This window comes from Leptospira sanjuanensis, from assembly GCF_022267375.1.
Taxonomy (GTDB): Bacteria; Spirochaetota; Leptospiria; order Leptospirales; family Leptospiraceae; genus Leptospira; species Leptospira sanjuanensis.
In genome coordinates this window covers 2074668-2089634 of the sequence record NZ_JAIZBH010000001.1, presented here as the reverse complement: position 1 = coordinate 2089634, position 14967 = coordinate 2074668, and the positions used below count along the sequence as shown (strand labels likewise).

The following is a 14967-nucleotide window of genomic DNA, read 5'->3' as shown; positions in this document are numbered from 1 at the left end:
TTACGCGGTTATTTCCTGCAAATCCACGGGACGGGAAATGAAGAGATTGGTTTCTTTCAGGAGATCCACAAGTATCAGATTTCGGACCATTTCTCCATATTCATCTTTTATAATACGAATACAGGGACGAATCGGTTTATCCGGATTCGGGCCGAGAACGACCCCGATCCGCTTGTCCGACAACTCGATGCAGGATCCGACCGGATACAAGGAAAGATGACCTAAGAGAGTTCTCACGAGCTTGAGATCGAACTTTCCCACGTCCATGCTGATCATGGATTTGATCGCTTCGTGCGGGAGAATTTTCTTTCTATGCGGACGATTCGTCACGAGCGCGGAGAAGTTATCCGCGATCGCATAGATTCTCGCCTGTTCTTCGATCGCGTTCCCGGCCAACTTTTGAGGATAACCGTTTCCGTCGTAACGCTCGTGGTGTTGGAGCGCAACGATCGCAAGATTGTTTTTGAGTTTCATCTTTTGGGAAAGAATTTGATACCCCAAGATCGTATGTTTCATGATCGTCTTGAATTCTTCGTCCGTGAGATGTTCGTTCTTTTCGGAAACGGCGGAGGGAACCTTGCTCATTCCTATATCCGCAAGAAGACAGGAAATTCCAAGATCGATCATCTTCGGTCTGGAATATTCGAGAAGTTTTCCAAGAATCAAAGAATAGAACGTGGCGTTCGCGATCTGATTGTAGAGATAATAGCCTGACGGATTATTCGCCAAGATCAGATAGGAGATGTTCTGATTGGAGCGGACAAAGTCGGTCAGTTTTTCGGCGATTTCGCGAACAGGAGTCACTTCCAAAGGTTTTTCATCCAACGTCTTTTTGAAAACGTCCTGGACGACTTGCGTGGATTCTCTAAATAAATTTCCGAATGTGACTTTAATCCGATTGAGATTGTCGTAAACCGCTTTGAGAGGTTGAAGTTCGTCGTCTACGACGGTGTTGATGATGATATCGTCGATGCTCGTTTCGAGAAGTTCCGGGTCGGAGGACATTCCGCCGAGCTGGAGAATTTCTCCGGCGGTCATAACTTCCTGAATTCCGAATTTATTCAAACGGTCCAGATCGCTGTCCGTAACCGGAGTATTGGAAGTGATAAATAAATTATCCTTATCCAAATAGACTGGCTTTGAAAATCGCATTCCGGCCCTTAGTTCGGATACGGCAAACTTCTTCATTTTAACATTTCCCTTTTTCCGGAATTTGAATCCAATTCCAGGATCATAGAGAATATCGCCCCAACGGCCCTATAAAGATTTTCGGGAATTTCGGTTCCGATTGGTAGTTCCGAAAGGGATTCCGCGAGAATCGGATTTTCAACGATTGGAACCGAATTTCTCTGTGCAATTTTACGAATCGTGTCTCCTAAAAGTCCTGAAGCGGAAGCCGTGATTACAGGCGCGTCGTTTTGTTTCGGAATAAATTTCAGAGCCACACTGATCATTTACGCATTCCATTCCTTTTGAGCTTGAGACGGTTTATAAGCCAAATTGTATCCCTGAAAACTCACAGACGACTCGATTAGGATTCTCTTAAATTTTTCTTTGTTTTGGCAAGCATGCAAGTACATTTTAAAATTATCAAACGTAGCACTGATTTGCAGGTCTTCTCCCGCGGTTTCCTTCCATAAGAATAGAACCATCGTCTTTCCGGTTTTTTCGGATTGGATCCGAAATAGGAACTTTTTGGTTTCCTCTTTTGGATCGAAAATCCCTTCCGCATTTCCTCCGGAAAATTCCCAACGAAAATACGGTAATTCCGCATTCCATTCTAAAAAAGGGTAATACGATTTTAGAACTTTGAATACCGCGGTTTCAGGTGACGTGTCCTTGGACTCGCCTCCGCTCAGTTTTTCGGAAAGTTCCCGTATGCTTAGACCCTTGTTCTCCAATTTCAAGGGAGAATTTTCCGAACCTTTGAGTTCTCTTTCTAAGATTCGAAGTTCGATTCCTTTTTTGTTCGGCTTTGCTGTCAAAGTCAGAAGTTCTCCCTTTATCAAGGGAGTTGAATCGGTGTTCACTTTGATCTTTTTCGATCCGAAAGAAATCCAAGCGCCTCCAAGAAAGGTTTCAAGAACGAGAGCTTTTACGTTCGTATTCCAGGAAAAGACGCCGGACTTCACCGCCTCGGATTCTTTTCCGGAAAAAAGAAGCATGTTTCCACCGGAGAAGTCGGCGGAAAGTTTCATTCGAATTCCTTCCTGATACAAATTTTATCTCGCATAATCCGTGACCGGAAAGAAAACAACGATCCTTTCGGATCGACGGCCGGTTTATTGATTCAACTTGGAAACCGGTTCTAGAAATTTTCCGGTAAAACTTCTTCTATGAATATCGGAAAGTCCGTGCCGAAGAATCAGTTCCTCGTGCAGTTTTGTTCCGTACCCTTTGTGTTGTTCGAATTGATAGTGAGGGAATTTTCTGGCGACCGAGACCATATAACGGTCACGGCCGACTTTCGCAAGAATGGATGCGGCGGCAATGCTTACGATTCTTAGATCGCCTTTTGTGTAAAAAGAGGTTCGGTTTTTTAGATAACTCCATTCGGGATATCGATTGAAGTTGTAGTTTCCGTCGATCAAGAGTTGCAGCGGAAGCGTCGATTGGGTGGAACGAATCACGAGTTTTGCGCACCTTCGAATTCCTTCGAGAACGGCTCGGTTGATTCCCTGTCGATCGATGTAGTTCGGACTTAGGAACGTTCTATAAGAGATTTGAGCCGTTTTTAGAATTTCGGGATACAGCGATTCGCGCTTTTTCTCGGAGAGTTTTTTGGAATCGGTCAATCCTTGTAGAATCTTTCCTTCGAGAATCGAGGTGAGAGTTTCTTGGGAAAAGGAGACCAGCGCAACAGAAAGAGGTCCCGCATAAGGACCTCTTCCGGCTTCGTCGATTCCACAAGGAATCGACTCTGAGTAAAACCGGAGTTCTTCCGGTTCAAAACGGGATAGAAATTCCGGCAAACCGGTTTATTCTGCGGGAGCCGCCGCTTTTGCAGCCGCAGCGGAATCTTCCTGCTGTTGTCTTTTTCTATCTTCACTCACGAGAGTTTTACCGCCCTTGAGTTCTTTGATACGAGCCGCTTTACCAGCGAGGTTTCTGAGGTAGTAGAGTTTCGCTCTTCTTACTTTACCTTTGCGGATCAGTTCGATCTTTGCGATTCTTGGGGAAAACAGAGGGAAAATTCTTTCCACTCCGATATCGTAGGAAACTCTGCGAACGGTGAAAGACTTTCCGTTTGCTTCGTTTGCGATGGAGATTACTACCCCTTCGTAAACCTGGATTCTTTCTTTTCCGGACTCAACGATTTTATAATGTACTTTAACGGTATCGCCTACTGCGAAGTTTTGTTTTCTTTCAGCGTCCGGAGTTAATACTTCTCTTAAAAGTTGATTCATAATTTCCTCTCTTGATCGGGGTCGATCTTCTTTCTATTTTGTTCCCTCCACGCTTCTATATGTGCGTGGTTGCCGCTGAGCAGGACGTCAGGAACTTTCCATCCATTGTATTCCGAGGGTTTTGTGTATTGGGGATATTCCAAAACATCAGGACGGTTGTGAGACTCGTCCAGAAGGCTTTCGTCAGCCCCTAAAAAACCCGGCAGAAGTCTGGACACCGCATCCGCGATACAAATGCTGGCCAAATCCCCGGCAGATAATACATAATTTCCAAGGGACATTTCCATGTCAACTAGATGTTCTGCAACACGGTGATCCACGCCTTCGTAATAACCGGAAATGAAAGTCAAGGGTTTGCCAGCTTCTTTCAACTTGGTCGCAATGCCTTGGTGAAACGGAACTCCCGAAGGAGAAGTTAAGATCACGGTTCCCTTGTCTTCCCCCAAAGATAAAAGCGCCTTGTGGATCGGTTCGACTCGCAAAAGCATTCCCGGTCCACCTCCGTAAATCGTATCGTCCACGCGATTGTGTTTGTTTCCGGAGAAGTTTCGCAGCTGTACGAGATTCACGGAGAATACTCCCGACTCGATCGCCTTTTGTTGAAGACCTTCCGAAAAATAGGATTGTATCTTTTCGGGAAAAAGAGTGATGAAGTTAAACTTCATTCCAAACCTCCGGTCGAATCAATACGACGGTTTTTGCTTGGACGTCGACTTTCCCGACAAAAACTCCGATGAACGGTATGAGAACTTCTTCCCCATCCTGTTTTGCAAAGATCAAAATCGGATGCGCCGGATTGTCCTGAACCTCGGTGAGTTTCCAATGGAGAAGGTTTCCGGTTTCGTCCACGGCTTGGAGACCGATCAAATCCCGGATATAGAATTCGTCTTTGGTTTTGATTTTTGGAAGAAGGTTTTGCGGTAAGTGCAAAAGACCTCCGATCCATTTTTCCGCTTCTTCGGGGGTCGAAACTCCCTCAAAACGAACGACGAGCTTTCCAGTGTGCGGTTTGATTTCTAAAAGAGTGATTTCTTTTACGGGAAAATTCGGATCCGGCTTACTGAGCTTTAAAACGACCGGAAGTTTGATTTCTGTGAGAACGGTTTCACGGACATTGAAACGCAACCACCCTTTGATTCCAAAGGGTTTGCCCAATTGACCGAGTGAAATCCACTCTTCAGTCAATGATTTCTAAGGAGAAGTTTTTTCCTGCTTTTACGGAAGCCGCAGTAAGAATCGCGCGCAGGGATTTTGCGATACGACCGTTCTTACCGATGACCTTTCCCACGTCTTTGGGGGAAACTCTGAGTTCGATGATGTTTTGCTCTTCCCCTTCGATTTCCCGAATCACGATTTCATCGGGAAATTCAACGAGAGAAGCAACAATGTACTTCAGTAATTCTTCCATTACTTCTTCAGAGCGGTTTTGTATTCTGCCCAGATTCCTGCATTTTTAAACAGGTTCAGAACGGTTCCGGTCGGTTGAGCCCCGTTTTTCAGCCAGGTAAGAATTTTCTCTTTGTTGAAGGTAGTCTGTTCTTTGATTTGCGCTGGATGGTAATGACCCACGATATCCACGAATTTTCCGTCTCTAGGCGCTCTGCTGTCAGCGGCAACAATTCTATAATGAGGATCGTGTTTGGTTCCAGTTCTTTGTAATCTAAGCTTTACCAAGGGATGTTTTCCTTTTAACCCATTCTACCGTTTCGGATCGAAAACGTCCGAAAAAAGAATGCATGATTTTTACCAATATTGGACAATATGTCCCCCTGTCAAGGAATGATCCGTCAGGAAACGACAAAGTTGTTTATTTCGCGATAGATTTGAGATTTCTCGCGTTGTCTACGGGATTGCCCGTTTTATAAAGTCCGGCGCCGACTACAACGATATCCACTCCGTTCTTCTTTAACTCTTGAATGTTCGTGTCATTGACTCCGCCGTCCACTTCGAGTTCGATCGGTCTGGAGCCGATGAGTTCTTTCGCTTTGCGGATTTTTTCCATTCCGTTTGCGATGAACTTTTGTCCGTAAAATCCGGGTTCTACGGTCATCAGAAGAATTAAATCGATATAAGGCAGAACGTTTTCTAAGTGGGAAACCGGTGTTCCCGGGTTTAAGGAAACTCCCACCTTGGTTCCGTGGCTTTTGATTTCCTGCGCGAGACGAACGGGAAAGTCCGTCGTTTCGATATGAAAGGTGATACAATACGGATTCAGTTCGTAGTATTTGGAGACGTGATTCTCCGGTTTGGAAACCATGAGATGCACGTCCAAGGGAATCGATGTGAGCGCTTTGACTTCTTTGCTGAGGGCTTCTCCAAAGCTGATCTGCGGAACGAAGTTTCCGTCCATGACGTCCATATGCATCAGATCGATGGCGGTCGGATCGTAATCAGGAACGGTTTTTCCGAGTTCGGTAAGTTTTGTGGCTAAGATGGATGCGGAAATTTTCAAAGTTCGTTCTCGTAGGATTTGGATTTTACTTTGGAATCGGATGCGTCTAACAGCGTAAGTTTGGCGGTGCCTTTGCGGTAGAATACGGTTTGGAATTTTTCTCCGTCTTTCAGAGCGACGGGAAGCGTCAATACGTCCGCTTCTTCCCGATTTTCGTTTTTCAGAACCGCTTTGTAATTTCCATCGTCTCCGACTTCATAGGAAAAAAGTTCGTAACCGCTTTCCACGGCGAGTTCCGGTTCGAAGTAATATACTTTAAAACGAACCTCGTCTCCTTCTAATCTCGCGGAGGAAACAAGTCCGTTTTCGGAGCGAACTCTCGTGTTCACGATTTCCTCCACTCTACTTTTGATTCCGGAACGAGTTAGGCTTTTTTGAACTAAGGGAAAAGAAGCTCCTTGAAAAGAAGTCGGTGAGAATTCTTCCTTGGTTTTGCTCGGAGCCTTGGTCACGAGTAAGAATACTTTTTCTCTTGCGGATGTGTTTTTGCCGGGCTCCGGAATTTGATCGATGACGGTGTTCGGCAGTTGGTCCGCTTGCGGTTCGATGTAAGTGATTCCGCCGATCTGCAGTTCCACGTAAGTTTCTCCGGAGAGAACTTTTTGGAGGTTGGCTTTTGCGGAATCGATGGACTGCCCTCTTACATCCGGAACGATCAAGCGGTCGAGTCCCGTATTTACTGTCAGAACGATTTTACTTCCCGCTTCGATTTCTCTTCCGGGACGAATGGATTGATACAAAATGATTCCGTCTGTTTTGTCCGGGTAACGTTTGTTTTCCAGACGCACTTTCAATTGAAGACGATTGAGTTCGTTGTGAACTTCGGGATAGGATTTTCCGACGAGATCGGGAACGATCACCTTTGCCGTACTTTTGGTTCTTACGAATACGACTAAGAAGGCCGCACTGAAAAATAAAAGAAGACCGGCCGCTAAGAATAAGATGTAACCTCCGATCGGAAGATACTTTTCTTTGATTTGTTCCTGATTCACCCGAATATTTCCCCTTCTTGGATTCTGAAACCGTTGAGAAAATCGGATGCAGACATCCTGTTTTTATTTTCCGGTTGCAATTCCAGAATTTCCAGAAATCTACCATCACCACACTGCGTAAGAAGGCCTTTTTTGTCCAACCGTTTCAATTTACCGGGCCCTGGATTCGATTCGGGAGGAACGGAAGAATGTCTTGTTTTCAGGATGTTAAGTCGTTTGTCCCGGAATGTGGTAGTTCCCACAGCATCCGGATACAAGGCGCGGATTCGGTTGTGAAGTTCGTCCGCGCCGAGGGTCCAATCTAAAATCCGATCCTCCGGTTTGATCTTTCCGCAATACGTCGCTCGGGAGTGATCTTGTGGAGTCGCCGAAAACGGTTTCCCGTCGAACCTCTGCAAGAGCCGAAGAATCGATTCGATTCCCGCATTCGTAATTTTGTCCATCAAAGTTCCCGTATCGTCTTCGGGAGTAATTTCCACTTCTTTACTCAGAAGGATATCTCCCTCGTCCATCTTCTCACCTATGTATTGGATCGTGATTCCCGATTTCGTATATCCTTTCCAAAGAGCCGTTTGCACGGGAGAAGCGCCGCGCAGATCCGGAAGCAAGGAGCCGTGTAAGTTGATCGAGCGAAGCGGAGGATGATCGAATACTTCTCCGGGAAGAATGGAACCGTATGCGAAGATCACATAAAGATCGGCCGGAAAAGAACCGAAATCGGAGAGAGCTTTTTCTTTTTCCTTCTTGATCGATTCGTATTGAAACACGGGAAGATTGTGTTCGAGCGCGATTTTTTTGACGGGGCCGGGTTCGGGAGTTCTGCTCCGACCCTTGGCTCGATCCGGGTTCGTAACGACGAACAAAACTTCCGCAAGTTTAGAATCGAGGAGCGCTTGTAAAAGTTTTGCGGAATGTTCCGGGGTTCCAAAATAACCGATTTTCATAGTAACGCGTGTCCTAAAACTTTTTTACACCAAATCCAGAGGATCGAAGTCGATTTCCAAATACACTTTTTTGGAAAGTTTCAAAGGACGAATCTCTTTTTTAAAAATTTCTCTCCAAGCCGTAAGAGAAGACGTTTTGAGAATGATATGATTGCGGAAGTTGGAATCGATTCTGTAAAACGGACAAGGAGCGGGTCCGAGCAAAACCGTATCCTTGGAAGGAAAGTATTTTTTCAAAACGCCGAATACGAGTTCGATGGTATCGAGCGAAACCTGTTCGTCCTTGGAACGGGAAACGATTCGAACAAGTCTTGAAAACGGGGGATAAAAAAGATCCTTCCGAACGGGGATTTCGGATTCATAAAATTGAATGTAGTTTTGACTCGTCGCCATCTGAATCACGGGATGATCGGGAGCGTTGGTTTCAATCAACACTTCTCCCTTTAGCTTCGAACGGCCTGCCCTTCCTGCGACCTGGGTCAAAAGGGAAAAGACTCGTTCGTTGGCTCGAAAGTCCGGAAGTCCGAGTCCGATTCCCGCGTTCAAAACGCCGACTAACGTAACCTGGGAAGCGTCGAGTCCCTTTGCGATCATCTGCGTTCCGGTGAGAATGTCGATTTCTCCCCCCAGAAGACGGGATATGACTTCGTTTAACAAACTTCGGTCCTGGATCGAATCCTGATCGAGTCGTTCCACTCTCGTATTCGGAAACGCTTCGAGAAGATTCTCCTCCAGCTTCTGCGTTCCGGTTCCCTTGAGGGTCAGACTTTCCCCCATTCTTTTTTCCAAAGAATCCAAGGTTTCGGTATGACCGCAGAGATGACAGATCGCCGTTCCTTTTTTGTGATAACAAAGATTGGTCGTGCAGTTCGGACAAGGAACATACGAGGAAGTCGCCGGTGAAAAAATCAAAGGGCTGTATCCTCTTCGATTCAAAAGAAGAATGACCTGTTCTTTTTTATCCAATCGCTGTTTGATCGCAAAGGAAAGTTCGGAGCTAAGAACGTTCGATTCCTTTTGATTCTCCACGATGCGGACGGTCGGGGGCAGAACCCCTTCGGGTCGTTTGGTCAAAGTGTGAAGATGAATCTTTCCTTCTTTGGCGAGGTGATAGATTTCCAAAGAAGGCGTGGCGGTTCCCATGACGAGAACGGCGTTGTTCGTTTTGCAACGCTGCATCGCGACCTGACGCGCGTGGTATCTCGGGCTCGAATGTTCCTTAAAGGAAGAATCATGGTCCTCGTCTATGATGACAAGACCCAGGTTGGAAACCGGAGCGAAGATCGCGCTTCTCGTTCCGACCGCGATCCTTTTTTTACCGCTCAAGAGTTCGTTGTATGCCTTGAATTTTTCGGAAACCTTCAGCGCCGAATGAAGAACGGCGAGTTGACCCGGAAAGATAAGTTCCAGTTTGCGGATGATATGAAAGGTCAAACTGATTTCGGGTACGAGAAGAATCACGGAGCGGTTCGGAGTTTCCAGCGCCTTTCGAATGAGATGGATATAAACTTCCGTTTTGCCCGAGCCGGTGATCCCGAACAAAAGATGAACCGCGGTTTGTCCGAAGGTGGAAAGAATATTTTGATAAGCGACATTCTGCTCTTCGTTTAACGTTACCGGTTTTCCTTCCGCGTCCGACGGAAATGCCTCGAGTTTGACCTGCCTTCTTCCCGCAGGAATCATCTTATAGATACATTCTCCGAGAGAGGCGATGTATTGATCCTTCATCCAATACGCGAGATCGATCTGTTCCTGAAGAACGATCGGCGTTTTATCGATGATCTTATCCACCGGAAGAACCTTGTATTTCGGTTCGTTCTGATGAACGGAGACTACGATCCCCTCTTCTTCCCGATTTCTGAGTTTCGCTAAAACGCGGACGCCGATCTGCGTGTTCGGCGGAACCTCGTATGTGAACGTGTCTTCTTCCACCGGAAGATCGAAAGCAACTTCGGCGTAGTGAATCAAAGGACGTCCTTGAGTTTGTTTTGAAACAGGGCGAGTTGGGTAAGAATACTTTCCTTGATCGAGATCTCCTCTTTTTTGATCGTCTCGAATTCGAAGGATTCTTTATCACCTTTGAAATGTTTGCGTTTGGTTTCGATCGCTACGATCGCTTCGGGAGATCGTAATACGATCATGGGAATGCCGGGAAGAAAGTCTAACGTTCTTCCCATCATCTCAAGCGCCTTTTCTTTTCCGTAAACCGCGATCGCACTCGTTCCCAAAAGAATGATTCCTTTGATCTTTTCGGAATCGATCGTTTCCTTAACCTGAGCCTCACACGTTTCGGTTCTGCGCTTCCAATCCTGCGCGTTCGATTTGGAATGAGCGAAGATGCAAGCGGGATATTCCTGGTAATAAAATTCCCGATGATTGAAGCCGAATTGTTTTTGGATCATTCTTCCGAAAAGATCCTCCGCCTCCTTCGTTCTAAAAATCTGATCGGGAGAAGTTTTGGAAAACGAAGGACGGCCGGGTGCGATCTCCCCGGTATAATGAAGTACTAATACGGGTTTTCTTCCCTTGATGAGAAAGTTTCGAACCGCGCTGATTCGATCCGCACAGAGTTTGCAGACGAAGTTTCGTTCCGCGGCCTTGGCGGGTCTGCGGACTTGGATGCCTTCCGCTTCCAATTCCAGGTCGTGCGACTGAGACGTTTGTCCGGAAGGGCTCCAGTCTTCTTTCCATACGAGTTCCGTGGTTTCGGGCGGTTTTTCTCCGCCCAATTGCAGGATCGGAACCTGTCTTTTTTGGATCAAAAAACGGAGATCGCCCAGGATTCTTCCCAGACCTGTGAGTATTTCCTTATCCATCCGTATATTGATCCGAGGAAATGTTAAGCGACTTCATCTTTCTGTAAAGATGGGAACGTTCGATTCCCAGGACGCGGGAGGTCCGGGTTACGTTGCCTTCGTTTGTCTGTAATGTTTTTATAATATACTGTCTTTCGAATTCCTCTTTCGCCTTTCGGAAGTCTCCGAGTTCCACCATTTCGTTTGCGGTTTTGAATCCTTTCAAGGCGTCTCTCGCGTCGTTCGCGGTTATCGTCGCGCCCACGGTCATGATACAAAGACGTTCCATGATGTTCTTTAGTTCTCGGATGTTTCCCGGCCAAAAGTGGTTTTGTAGAATGGAAACGGCTTCGGATTCGATCTTTTTCGGCGGAAGGTTGTTCTCTTCCAGGGTTTTTGCTATATAATAATCTACTAATAAAGGAATGTCCGAGGTTCTTTCCCGCAAAGGGGGAATCGTGATCGGAATCACGTTCAAACGATAGTAAAGGTCTTCGCGAAATTTTCCGTCTCGGATCGCTTCTTCCACGGGGATGTTGGTCGCGGCGATGATGCGAACGTCCACCGTGATCGTTTCGGTGCTTCCGAGTTTTTCGAATCGTTGCTCTTGGAGGATGCGAAGCACCTTAGCCTGCGTCGACAAGGACATGTCGCAAATCTCATCTAAAAATAAGGTTCCTCCGTTTGCCGCCTCGAATTTTCCGATTCTGGAATCGGTGGCTCCGGTAAACGCCCCTTTGGTGAATCCGAATAACTCCGATTCGATGAGTTCCTCCGGAATCGCCGCGCAGTTCATTTCGACGAAAGGTTGATCGGCTCTTTTAGAATTTTTGAATATTGTTTTCGCTACGAGCTCCTTTCCGGTTCCGTTTTCGCCGTAGATGAATACGCGCGCGTTCGTCGCCGCGGCTTGCGCGATCGCGAATTTCACTTTTTGAATCGCGGGAGAGTTTCCTAGTATTTCATCATATTCTAATTTAATATCGGCTGCGGAGAATTTCTCCTCCGGTTTGATGACGTTCTCTATCGCCTGCAAAACCTTTTCGATGGAAAGAGGTTTTTCCAAAAAGTCGACCGCACCTTTTTTAGTCGCTGCGACCGCGATCTCGATCGTTCCGTGTCCTGAAATCATCAAAACGGGAAGCGTAGGATATAGTTTTTTGCATTCGTCCAGAACGACGATTCCGTCTTCTCTGCCGAGCCAAACGTCGAGCAAAATCAAAGAAGGTCGTTCGCTTTTGAGTTGTTTGAGGAGAGTTTTGCCCGTGGAAAACGTTTCCACTTCGAAATCCTCGTCCTCTAAAATTTCTTTCAGAGATTTTCGGATTTCAGGTTCGTCGTCTGCGATAAAAATTTTCATGGAACGGTTTAGGATACGGGAAGTTCGATTTGAAAACGGCAACCGCCCATACGGGAAGAATCTACAGAGATGTGCCCGTTGTGGTCAATCACACTTTTCTGCACGATCGCGAGACCGATTCCGGAGGTGTTGCTGTTTTTCGTCGAATAATACGGTTCGAACACTTTCTGCTGCAGTTCGGGAGAGATTCCGATTCCGTTGTCTTCGATCGAAATGATCGCTACTCTTCGCATAATCTTTCTCGTCAATATCGCCGAGATTAAAATCGAACCTTCGTAATCGGGAGTTCCCTCTTTTTCGCGTTTTCTTTCGATCGCTTCCACGGAATTTTTTACGAGGTTCGTAAAAACGCGAAGTATGATTTTCTGATCCAGAAATAACTGCGGAAATCCTTTCGCGATGTTCGTAGTGATTTTGAGTTTCGGCGTGTGTTCGAATAACTTTACGGCTTCCAGAAGAATGGGTTCCAAGTTTTGATTGATGAGTTTCGGCGCGGGCATGCGCGCAAAATCGGAGAATTCGTTCACGAGGTGTTCTAGAACGCGCACCTGTTTGATGATCGTGTCCGTTCCCGTCGCTACGATTTCATGAAACTGTTCTATATTTTCCGTTTTCATTTTTCTGCGGATTCGCTCCGCAGAGAGTTGGATCGGTGTTAACGGATTTTTGATTTCGTGCGCCATTCTCTGCGCCACTTCCTTCCAGGCGGCGATTCTTTGACTGCGCATGAGTTCCGCGTCTTTCGATTTCAGATCCTGAACCATCTGATTGAAAGAATCGATAAGCGCTCCGATTTCTCCCGCTTCGCGGATTTCAAGGTTGATATCGGTTTCACCCATAGAAATTTTTTGCGTAGCGTTCGCGAGTTCGATGATCGGTCTGGAGATCTTTCTCGCAAACAAAAGAGAGAAGTAAATCGCCAATAGAAAAATCGAAACGGTGATGATGCTGAACGTTAAGCGAATTCGATACGGAAGTTTTTCCTTTGCCAAGTCCGCGCGATCGTAATTCCTCCTCGTAGAAATCAAAGAATATACGATTTTCTCTTCTCCTTTGTGGATTCGGATCCCGGTTTGAAGAACGTAATTGCCGATCGGAAACGGAACTCGGATAAAATACATACAATAATCGGGACGATAACTTAAGAATTCGGTCCATTCCGAAGCTTTAGAGAATATCTTGAAATTCTTATCGATCGGCCTATATTTTAATCCGCGGTTTTCCAAAACGGATTTTTCATTTTCGTAAATTCCCACATAGAATTCGTCGCTCTGGATCAGATTCAATTTTGAAGCGGCTCCGATCAACGCCTCGAGACTCAAAGGTTGCATTCGTAAAAAACTTTCCAACAGGCGCGTCTTTTCCACGAGAAGTTTCTTTTTCGGCTTTTCTTCGTTTAGAATCAGCATTTCCCCGGATGAAAGCGCCTCTTCCACGTCGATCCCGTAAAATCGTTCGTAGAGTTTTCCGGTGATGTTCGAGGAAAGAAAGAGAATCGGAACCGAAGGAAGAAGCGCGACGAAGATAAACGACAACGTTAGACGATATCGGATCGAACTTTTGAGTCTGCCCGTTTCCAGATTTCTTTTGTTTCTGTAAAAATAGGAGATCAGAAGGGAAAGAGAAAAAAGAGGAATGAAATAAAAGATATAAACGACGATTCGATCCAGAAATCCGATATCTTCCGGAAACGAATCCTTGCCGGAAAATTGGATCAATTCCGCGAGGACAACGGAAAGCAGGATGATCAAACCTAAGATCAGAAGATCCCTTAGATAGTATCTGGTTTCGTCGTTCATGAGGTCTCGGTTTTTGTTAAACGAAATCGTTGTTTACGATATTGCTCAGAGCCTCCAAGGCTTCGTCTTCCTTTTCGCCCTTGACTTGAATCTTGAATTCGTTACCGGGTGCGAGCGCAAGCATCATGAGTCCCATGATGCTCTTCCCGTTTACTTCCACGTCGTCCTTTACGACCGTGATTTCACAGGGAAATTTGGACGCGCAGTTGACGAATACGGACGCAGGTCTTGCGTGCATTCCCGTTCCGTTTTCATTGATTTTGAGGAGAATTTCTTTCAACTTTGCCCTGCTGTAAATACTGACTCAATTTTTGATTGAATTCCTGCGCCGCGTTTTTGCCGAGTTTGCGCAAACGCTGATTCATCGCGGCCGTTTCCACGATGATCGGAATATTTCTTCCGGGACGAACCGGAACCTTGATCAGAGGAATTTGAACGCCTAACAGTTCTTCGGTGGGGTTTTCGAGTCCCGTTCGGTCGAAATCCTTGTCTTCGGTCCATTCTTCCAGATGAATGATGAGTTCTATGAGTTTGTGGTCGCGCACCGATCCGATTCCGAATATATCCTTAATATTCAAAATTCCTAATCCACGGATTTCCATGTGGTGCCTTAATAAATCCGAACAAGTTCCGATCAGATAACTTTCAGAAAGTCTCCGGATTTCCACCATGTCGTCCGCGACGAGACGATGCCCCCTTTCGATGAGTTCGAGAGCGGTTTCGCTTTTTCCCACCCCGCTCTTTCCCGAAAGAAGAATTCCGATCCCGAATACTTCGATCAAAACTCCGTGCCGCATCGTTCTCGGTGCGAGGCTTCGATCTAGAATTCCCGAAATCAAAGTGATGAATTTATGCGTGGAAACGTCCGAGATCATCAAGGGAATACCTAGTTGTTCGCAGTTCTCCACAAAAATCGGAGGAGGCATGTTTCCGTGCGTGAAGATGATGCAGTTGAGATGGAAGCTGAAAAAATCCGCTGCGATCTTTTTTAGATCTTCGGGAGTTCTGGAAGTGATGTAAGCCCATTCTCCTTTACCGAAAATCTGAATCCGGTCGTGTGCGAAACTTTCGTAAAATCCCGTGAGAGAAAGTCCGGGACGATTGATCTCGGACATGTTGATCCGGTTTGTGAGCCCTTTTTCACCCGCGAGCATACGCAGACCCAACTCTTCGTGTTCGTTGAGAATATTCGAAACGTTGATTCCGGGCATCGACATG

At 46.1% G+C, this 14967-nt stretch carries 18 protein-coding genes; all 18 read right to left on the bottom strand.

Annotated elements, in window-relative coordinates:
* Positions 1-1188 (bottom strand): HD-GYP domain-containing protein, encoded by a 1188-nt coding sequence (locus LFX17_RS09355; RefSeq protein WP_238730011.1) that lies wholly within the window; start codon positions 1186-1188, stop codon positions 1-3.
* A complete protein-coding gene (locus LFX17_RS09350; RefSeq protein ID WP_118965816.1) occupies positions 1185-1454 on the bottom strand; it encodes an EscU/YscU/HrcU family type III secretion system export apparatus switch protein in 270 nt (89 codons plus the stop codon). The genes LFX17_RS09355 and LFX17_RS09350 overlap by 4 nt, the downstream gene beginning before the upstream one ends.
* Positions 1455-2198 carry a hypothetical protein gene (locus LFX17_RS09345; RefSeq protein WP_238746269.1) on the bottom strand — a complete coding sequence of 248 codons (744 nt, stop codon included), beginning with the start codon at positions 2196-2198 and terminating at the stop codon, positions 1455-1457.
* 84 nt (positions 2199-2282) lie between these two features.
* Positions 2283-2972 (bottom strand): ribonuclease HII, encoded by a 690-nt coding sequence (locus LFX17_RS09340; protein ID WP_238730009.1) that lies wholly within the window; start codon positions 2970-2972, stop codon positions 2283-2285.
* A gap of 6 nt (positions 2973-2978) precedes the next feature.
* On the bottom strand, positions 2979-3407 hold the full coding sequence (rplS, locus tag LFX17_RS09335) for a 50S ribosomal protein L19 (RefSeq protein ID WP_238730008.1): 429 nt from the start codon (positions 3405-3407) through the stop codon (positions 2979-2981).
* Complete coding sequence (gene trmD, locus LFX17_RS09330; RefSeq protein ID WP_118956548.1) at positions 3404-4072, bottom strand: tRNA (guanosine(37)-N1)-methyltransferase TrmD; 669 nt, start codon at positions 4070-4072, stop codon at positions 3404-3406. Before trmD ends, rplS begins: the two co-directional genes overlap by 4 nt.
* Complete coding sequence (rimM, locus tag LFX17_RS09325) at positions 4062-4592, bottom strand: ribosome maturation factor RimM (RefSeq protein ID WP_238746266.1); 531 nt, start codon at positions 4590-4592, stop codon at positions 4062-4064. Before rimM ends, trmD begins: the two co-directional genes overlap by 11 nt.
* Positions 4585-4815, bottom strand: a complete 231-nt coding sequence (locus LFX17_RS09320; RefSeq protein ID WP_100765313.1) for a KH domain-containing protein — start codon at positions 4813-4815, stop codon at positions 4585-4587. Before LFX17_RS09320 ends, rimM begins: the two co-directional genes overlap by 8 nt.
* On the bottom strand, positions 4815-5081 hold the full coding sequence (rpsP, locus tag LFX17_RS09315; RefSeq protein ID WP_238730006.1) for a 30S ribosomal protein S16: 267 nt from the start codon (positions 5079-5081) through the stop codon (positions 4815-4817). The genes LFX17_RS09320 and rpsP overlap by 1 nt, the downstream gene beginning before the upstream one ends.
* A 133-nt stretch (positions 5082-5214) precedes the next feature.
* Positions 5215-5859, bottom strand: a complete 645-nt coding sequence (rpe, locus tag LFX17_RS09310) for a ribulose-phosphate 3-epimerase (protein WP_238730005.1) — start codon at positions 5857-5859, stop codon at positions 5215-5217.
* Positions 5856-6851 carry a PASTA domain-containing protein gene (locus tag LFX17_RS09305; RefSeq protein ID WP_238730004.1) on the bottom strand — a complete coding sequence of 332 codons (996 nt, stop codon included), beginning with the start codon at positions 6849-6851 and terminating at the stop codon, positions 5856-5858. The genes rpe and LFX17_RS09305 overlap by 4 nt, the downstream gene beginning before the upstream one ends.
* Positions 6848-7795 (bottom strand): methionyl-tRNA formyltransferase, encoded by a 948-nt coding sequence (gene fmt / locus LFX17_RS09300; RefSeq protein WP_238746264.1) that lies wholly within the window; start codon positions 7793-7795, stop codon positions 6848-6850. Before fmt ends, LFX17_RS09305 begins: the two co-directional genes overlap by 4 nt.
* Before the next feature lie 24 nt (positions 7796-7819).
* Positions 7820-9763: a replication restart helicase PriA gene (gene priA / locus LFX17_RS09295; protein WP_238746263.1), complete on the bottom strand. Its 1944-nt coding sequence runs from the start codon at positions 9761-9763 to the stop codon at positions 7820-7822.
* A complete protein-coding gene (locus LFX17_RS09290) occupies positions 9760-10611 on the bottom strand; it encodes a hypothetical protein (RefSeq protein ID WP_238730001.1) in 852 nt (283 codons plus the stop codon). The genes priA and LFX17_RS09290 overlap by 4 nt, the downstream gene beginning before the upstream one ends.
* Positions 10604-11950, bottom strand: coding sequence for a sigma-54-dependent transcriptional regulator (locus LFX17_RS09285; RefSeq protein WP_238746254.1), 1347 nt, complete (start codon positions 11948-11950; stop codon positions 10604-10606). The genes LFX17_RS09290 and LFX17_RS09285 overlap by 8 nt, the downstream gene beginning before the upstream one ends.
* A gap of 8 nt (positions 11951-11958) precedes the next feature.
* Entirely contained in the window at positions 11959-13749 is a 1791-nt protein-coding gene (locus LFX17_RS09280) for an LIC_11548 family sensor histidine kinase (protein WP_238746252.1), read from the bottom strand.
* Positions 13750-13765: 16 nt separating this feature from the next.
* Positions 13766-14029, bottom strand: a complete 264-nt coding sequence (locus tag LFX17_RS09275) for an HPr family phosphocarrier protein (protein ID WP_118965807.1) — start codon at positions 14027-14029, stop codon at positions 13766-13768.
* The gene (gene hprK / locus LFX17_RS09270) at positions 14001-14966 is read right to left on the bottom strand and encodes an HPr(Ser) kinase/phosphatase (RefSeq protein ID WP_238729998.1); all 966 of its coding nucleotides are present in this window, start codon (positions 14964-14966) and stop codon (positions 14001-14003) included. Before hprK ends, LFX17_RS09275 begins: the two co-directional genes overlap by 29 nt.
* Between the last annotated feature and the right edge of the window lies 1 nt (position 14967).

Bases quoted from the DNA above. Each gene is read 5' to 3' on its own strand.
- LFX17_RS09350 (WP_118965816.1), bottom strand. From the start codon at position 1,454: ATGATCAGTGTGGCTCTGAAATTTATTCCGAAACAAAACGACGCGCCT.
- fmt (WP_238746264.1), bottom strand. From the start codon at position 7,795: ATGAAAATCGGTTATTTTGGAACCCCGGAACATTCCGCAAAACTTTTA.
- LFX17_RS09345 (WP_238746269.1), bottom strand. From the start codon at position 2,198: ATGAAACTTTCCGCCGACTTCTCCGGTGGAAACATGCTTCTTTTTTCC.
- LFX17_RS09290 (WP_238730001.1), bottom strand. From the start codon at position 10,611: ATGGATAAGGAAATACTCACAGGTCTGGGAAGAATCCTGGGCGATCTC.
- LFX17_RS09320 (WP_100765313.1), bottom strand. From the start codon at position 4,815: ATGGAAGAATTACTGAAGTACATTGTTGCTTCTCTCGTTGAATTTCCC.
- trmD (WP_118956548.1), bottom strand. From the start codon at position 4,072: ATGAAGTTTAACTTCATCACTCTTTTTCCCGAAAAGATACAATCCTAT.
- LFX17_RS09285 (WP_238746254.1), bottom strand. From the start codon at position 11,950: ATGAAAATTTTTATCGCAGACGACGAACCTGAAATCCGAAAATCTCTG.
- rplS (WP_238730008.1), bottom strand. From the start codon at position 3,407: ATGAATCAACTTTTAAGAGAAGTATTAACTCCGGACGCTGAAAGAAAA.
- LFX17_RS09355 (WP_238730011.1), bottom strand. From the start codon at position 1,188: ATGAAGAAGTTTGCCGTATCCGAACTAAGGGCCGGAATGCGATTTTCA.
- hprK (WP_238729998.1), bottom strand. From the start codon at position 14,966: ATGTCGATGCCCGGAATCAACGTTTCGAATATTCTCAACGAACACGAA.
- LFX17_RS09280 (WP_238746252.1), bottom strand. From the start codon at position 13,749: ATGAACGACGAAACCAGATACTATCTAAGGGATCTTCTGATCTTAGGT.